The organism is Streptomyces sp. XM83C (assembly GCF_023072675.1).
Taxonomy (GTDB): domain Bacteria; phylum Actinomycetota; class Actinomycetes; order Streptomycetales; family Streptomycetaceae; genus Streptomyces; species Streptomyces thermocoprophilus.
The window spans coordinates 1-5,078 of the sequence record NZ_JALLGL010000384.1 but is presented as its reverse complement, the minus strand read 5'-3'; the positions used below and the strand labels follow the sequence as shown (position 1 = coordinate 5,078).

The 5,078-nt window shown below is 75.4% G+C and carries 4 protein-coding genes and 1 pseudogene; 2 read left to right on the top strand and 3 right to left on the bottom strand.

Annotated elements, in window-relative coordinates; translation table 11 throughout:
- Positions 1-29: 29 nt before the first annotated feature.
- Both MTQ10_RS27730 and MTQ10_RS27725 read left to right on the top strand, forming a co-directional pair.
- A pseudogene (locus tag MTQ10_RS27730) lies at positions 30-119 on the top strand (universal stress protein); the annotation flags it as partial.
- A 165-nt stretch (positions 120-284) separates the two neighbouring features.
- Positions 285-1,172, top strand: coding sequence for a universal stress protein (locus MTQ10_RS27725; protein WP_247473019.1), 888 nt, complete (start codon positions 285-287; stop codon positions 1,170-1,172).
- Positions 1,173-1,340: 168 nt separating this feature from the next.
- On the opposite strand, the gene MTQ10_RS27720 is transcribed toward MTQ10_RS27725, so the two are convergent.
- Genes MTQ10_RS27720 through MTQ10_RS27710 form a run of 3 tightly spaced genes read right to left on the bottom strand, consistent with a single transcriptional unit; the run spans position 1,341 to position 3,981 of the window.
- Positions 1,341-2,003 (bottom strand): response regulator, encoded by a 663-nt coding sequence (locus MTQ10_RS27720; protein WP_247473018.1) that lies wholly within the window; start codon positions 2,001-2,003, stop codon positions 1,341-1,343.
- Positions 2,000-3,109: a sensor histidine kinase gene (locus MTQ10_RS27715; protein WP_247473020.1), complete on the bottom strand. Its 1,110-nt coding sequence runs from the start codon at positions 3,107-3,109 to the stop codon at positions 2,000-2,002. Before MTQ10_RS27715 ends, MTQ10_RS27720 begins: the two co-directional genes overlap by 4 nt.
- 44 nt (positions 3,110-3,153) lie before the next feature.
- Positions 3,154-3,981, bottom strand: coding sequence for a CPBP family intramembrane glutamic endopeptidase (locus MTQ10_RS27710; RefSeq protein WP_247473017.1), 828 nt, complete (start codon positions 3,979-3,981; stop codon positions 3,154-3,156).
- Between the last annotated feature and the right edge of the window lie 1,097 nt (positions 3,982-5,078).

Here is a 5,078-nt window from a genome sequence, read left to right as displayed (position 1 = left end):
GTGGGCCCGGAGATGTGTAAAAGAGGCAGGGGCTGCTGCTGGGCTCGGTGAGCCAGGCGGTGCTGCATCACGCGCGGTGTCCGGTCGCGGTGGTGCGGGGAGCGGACGAGGACCGCTGACCGGCCCGGATCGCGGGCGTACGAGGCCCGGTGGGCTGCCGTGGCGGCTGCGGGCGGTGGTCCGGCCGTCGCCGTGGCGCGATGCGGGGTGCGGCGGGCTGGTGAAAGCTGGAGGAGGGTGACGGTGCGTCCCTGTCGGCCGCCGACTGCGAAGGAGTGTGCGCCGTGGCGAATCCGGTGGTCGTCGGGGTGGACGGCTCGTCGTCGAGCCTGCACGCGGTGGAGATCGCGGCCGTGGAGGCTGGTCTGCGCGGCGTGGGCCTACGGCTCGTGCACGCGTTCGGGTGGCCGTCGATGCGTCCGCCGGCCGGCGGGCCTTTGTGGAGTCCGGCCGCTGCGGGGGTGCGGGAGCTGGTGGACGGGACGCTCGTCGAGGCCGAGGAGCGGGCCCGCGCGGCGGCACCGCACATCGAGGTGGCGCGTGAGGTCACCGTGGGCGAACCGCTGATGGTGCTGGAGATCGAGTCCCGCACGGCCTCGCTGGTCGTGGTCGGCAGCCGGGGCCTGGGGGCCTTCGGCAGCCTGCTGCTCGGCTCCACCGCCGTCCACCTGGCCGCGCACGCCCGCTGCCCGGTGCTGGTGGTACGCGGCCGGCCCGACCCGAGCGGCCCTGTGCTGCTGGCGGTCGACGGTTCGGCGGCGGGCGCGAAGGCCGTCGAGTTCGCGTTCGCCGAGGCGTTCGCGCGGGGTGCGGACCTGGTGGCGCTGCATGTGTGGAACGCCTGGAGCGAGCGGGCGTACGAGGGTCCCGGTGATCCTCTGAACGTGGTGGTGGACGTCGAGCGGCTCCGCGAGGAGGAGCAGCGGGTGCTGGACGAGACGGTGGCGCCGGCACGGACACGCCGTCCGGGGGTGACGGTGGAGCGGCGTCTGGTGCGCTCCCGGGTCCGCCCCGCCCTGATCGAGGCCAGCGAGGAGGCGCAGCTGGTGGTGGCGGGCGCGCGGGGGCGCGGCGGATTCTCGGGCCTGCTGCTCGGCTCGGTCAGCCAGGCCCTGCTGCACCACGCGCACTGCCCGGTCGCGGTGGTGCGCGGGGGCGAGGGGGACAGCTGACGGGGGACGGTCGGTCCGCGGCGTCGCGGTCGGCGCGGGCGGCTGCCCATCGGGGTGCACCGGAGGTACGGCGCTCCCCGCCCCCGGGTGCCGGAACCGCCGCCCCGGTGCGGGAACGGGCGGCCGGGTGCGGGAACGGGCGCGGCCCCCCGGGCGCCCGCACCCGCGTCAGTCGGCCAGGCCGTGCCGGTAGGCGTACACGACGGCCTGGACCCGGTCGCGCAGCTGGAGTTTGGCGAGGATGCGCGAGACGAACGTCTTGACCGTCTCCTGGCTGATCACCAGGGCCGCGGCGATCTCGCTGTTGGACAGCCCGTCCGCGATGAGGCGCAGCACCTCCAGTTCGCGCGGGGTCAGCGGGACCTCTCGCGGGCCGTCCTCGGCGGGCCGGATGCGGGAGGCGTAGCGGCCGACGAGCTGCCGGGTGACCTCCGGGGCGAGCAGTGCGGCGCCGGTGGCCACGGTCCGGATGCCGTGCAGCAGCCGGTCGGGCGGGGCGTCCTTCAGCAGGAAGCCGCTCGCGCCGGCGCGCAGGGCCTCGTACACGTACTCGTCGAGGTTGAACGTGGTGACCACGAGGACCTTCACCGGGTTCCGCACTCCGACGCCGGCGAGCAGGCGGGTGGCCTCGATGCCGTCGAGGACGGGCATGCGTACGTCCATGACGACGACGTCGGGGCGTACCTTCTCGGCGAGGTCGACGGCGGTGCGCCCGTCCGCGCACTCGCCGGCGATCTCCATGTCGGGCTGCGCGCCGATGATGGTCACCAGTCCGGTGCGTACGAGGGTCTGGTCGTCGCAGACCAGGACGCGGATCGGCGCGGCGCTCACGTCGAGCCTCCGGTGGGTATCCTCGCGCGGACGACGAACCCTCCGTCGGGGCCAGGTCCCGCGTCGAACTCGCCGCCGAGCACGTCCACCCGTTCCCGCAGACCGGCCAGCCCGCGCCCGCTGCCGCCCGGCGAGTGCGCGGTCGCCGGGCCGGGGCCGCCGGTGCCGACCTCCACCGTGATGTCCCTCTCCGTGTGCCGTACCCGGACCGAAGTCCGCTGTCCGTGAGCGTACTTGAGGGCGTTGGTGAGGGCTTCCTGCACCACCCGGTACGCGACGAGGTCGGCGCTGCCGGTCGAGGCGGCCGGGGTGCCCTCCTCGGTGAACTCGACGGGTTGCCCGGCCCGGCGGGTCTGCTCCACGAGGGTCAGCAGCCGGCCCACGGGCGGGGTCCTGGCTCCGTCGCCGTGGTCGGGGTTCAGCAGGTCGAGCAGGTGCCGCAGGTCGGCCACGGCGCGCCGGCCGGTGTCGGTGATCGCGCTCAGGGCCTCGTCGAGGCGGTCGGGGGCCGCGGTGAGATAGCGGGCGGCCTCCGCCTGGACGACCATCGCGGTCACGTGGTGGGTGACGACGTCGTGCAACTCGCGGGCGATACGGGCGCGTTCGGCGGCCCGTGTCTGTTCGGCCAGCCGGTGGCGGCGCTCGGCCTCGGCGACGCGGGTGGAGCGCAGCCACGCGCCGGCGCCCCACAGCAGGCACAGGGCGACGTAGAACGTGATGAACTCGGCGACCGGTTCGGCGGCGCCGCGTCCGTGGAGCACGGCGACGAACAGCGCGTACGCCGCGGACAGGCCGGCCGCGGTGGTGCGGCGGTGCCGTTCGAGGTGGGCGCCGGTGCTGAGCAGGGCCAGCGGCAGGGCCATGGTGGCGACGGTGTGGTAGCCGCGGAGCTGGTCGAGGACGAATCCGCCCGCCACCAGCGTCATGCAGAGGGCGGGCCATCGTCTGCGCAGGGCCAGCGGCAGCCCTTGCAGCGCGATCGCCGCGACGGCGACCGCGTCGTACGGCCGGTCCGCGATCGCGCCGATCTCGGTGCCGCTGCCGTGGAAGTCCGGGACGAACGCCACCGCGCACAGCAGCACGGCGAACGGCACGTCCCGGACCATGACCGGCAGCCGGTTCCAGACCTCGCGCGGCCCCCGCAGGCGGGTCACCGGGCGTAGGCGGTGGTACCGGCGCGCTTGGAGCGGCGGGGCAGCACTTGGCCGCGGCGGCGGGCCAGCAGCAGGAAGCCGGTGGTGACGATCAGGCCGAACACCAGGGTGTAGAGGCTGGCCTCGGGGCCGAAGTCGCCGCCGCTGAGCAGCGTGGGGCCGGACGTGGCCGCGTCCAGGAGGCCCTGCTCGGTGTTGTTGCCGGAGACCTCGGTGCTGAAGAGGCCGGAGGCGGCGAAGTTCCAGCCGAAGTGCACGCCGATCGGCACCCACAGGTTGCGGGTGGCCACGTAGGCGGCGCCCAGGGCGGGTCCGGCGGACAGCGCGATGACGGTGGCGCCCCACAGGCTGGCGTCCGGGTTCAGCAGGTGCCACGCGCCGAACAGCGCACTGGTCGGTATCAGGGCCCCCCACAGGCCCCAGCGGTCTTCCATGGTCCTGAACAATACGCCGCGGAACAGCAGTTCCTCCGTGACGGAGGCGGCGGCCATGAACCCGAACAGGCCGGCCGCGCCGGTGGCCGAGCCCCATCCCTTCACGTCGTAGTACCCGAGGAAGGCGATGTTCGCCACGACGGACGCGAACCACAGGACGCCGATCAGGGTGCCCCGCATGAGCGCTCCGGGCGCGGTCCGCCGGGACACCTCGGTCACGGGCCTGCGCTCGGTGCGCCCGACGACCCACGCGTAGACGAACACGGCGAGCACGGCCGTCAGCAGACCGAGGGCGAGCCGGAGCCACGGATCGTCGCCGACGGCGGCGACACTCTGCCCTCCGATCAGCGACACCACCACAACGGCCAGCAACTGCCAGACCACACGCACGACTTGACTCCCGATGGACAAGGTTTGGCACGGCGGCGGACTCCCGCCGCTTCGACCGTCCCGACGCTACGGACCGGCGGCGCGCGAGTCGTCACCCTGCGGTGGGCACCTGCGCGTAGCTCCTGCGGGGGACAGGGCGGGGGATGCTGCCCGGCCGGGCGGGCGGGGCGGCAGGCCGCAGGCCCGCCTGTACGGCCTCGTGGGGCACCCGCGTCCGTGCCTCGCCGGTGACCGCCGGCCGGGAGGGGGGGCCGGACGCCCGTCCGGTGTGCCGACAGCGGTCACGGACACGGCCCGAGCGGCCCGACGACGAGGACAACCACCTCGGCCCGTGGGACAGCTGGAGGATCGTGGACGGTCTCGGCGAGCTGAACGTCGCCGCGTCCTCGGTGCGGGACGAGCCCGAAGTGAACGGCGTCTCGGTCCCGTTGCAGGAGGGCACGGCCGAACTCGCCGTGTTCCCCGCGGCGGTGACCGTCCAGGGCGTCGCCTCCGGTCATGTCGCCGTCACGCGGAAAGGCACCGTCGTCGTGGAGCCCGGCGGCGGCCGGACCCCGACCCGCTGCACGCCACGTCCACCGAGCGGGGCGAACAGGGCGCGCAGGAGGCGGTCGTCGCCGGACTCGCGCAGTGCGCGCACCACGACCCTCCTGCCCCGACTGCCCGTTCCGGCCGGACGAGGGCACCGCCGGTCGCCTTCGCCTCGGGCACGACGATGCCGGCGGCCCCGTCGGCCCACCGGGCGGCGGGCGAGCCGCGGAACGGCCGTCGAGGGTGGGGCGCAGGGCGGGTTGCGCGCCGGGGGCCGCGGTCGGCCGTCGACGTAGCGCCAGGGGCCGTGGACGCCACGTCGAAGCCGGCGGACAGGGGCAGGTGTGCGGCCGGGTCCGCGCCGGCGGGCAGCCGGTGTCAGGGGCCGTGGTCCGGCCCCCGGCGGTCGGGTGTGTGCCTGCCGCCGGGGTCCTGTCGCTCCGGCTCCCCCGGCAGGTGCCGGGGCGTCCGGCGGGCGGGGCGGGCGGAGCCGGGGCGTCGCGGTGAAGCGCGAGCGTGCCGCGCCGGCAGCGGCGGGGGGGGGGGGCCGGCGGGACCCGCTCGTC

Bases quoted from the DNA above. Each gene is read 5' to 3' on its own strand.
- MTQ10_RS27715 (WP_247473020.1), bottom strand. From the start codon at position 3,109: ATGGTCCGGGACGTGCCGTTCGCCGTGCTGCTGTGCGCGGTGGCGTTC.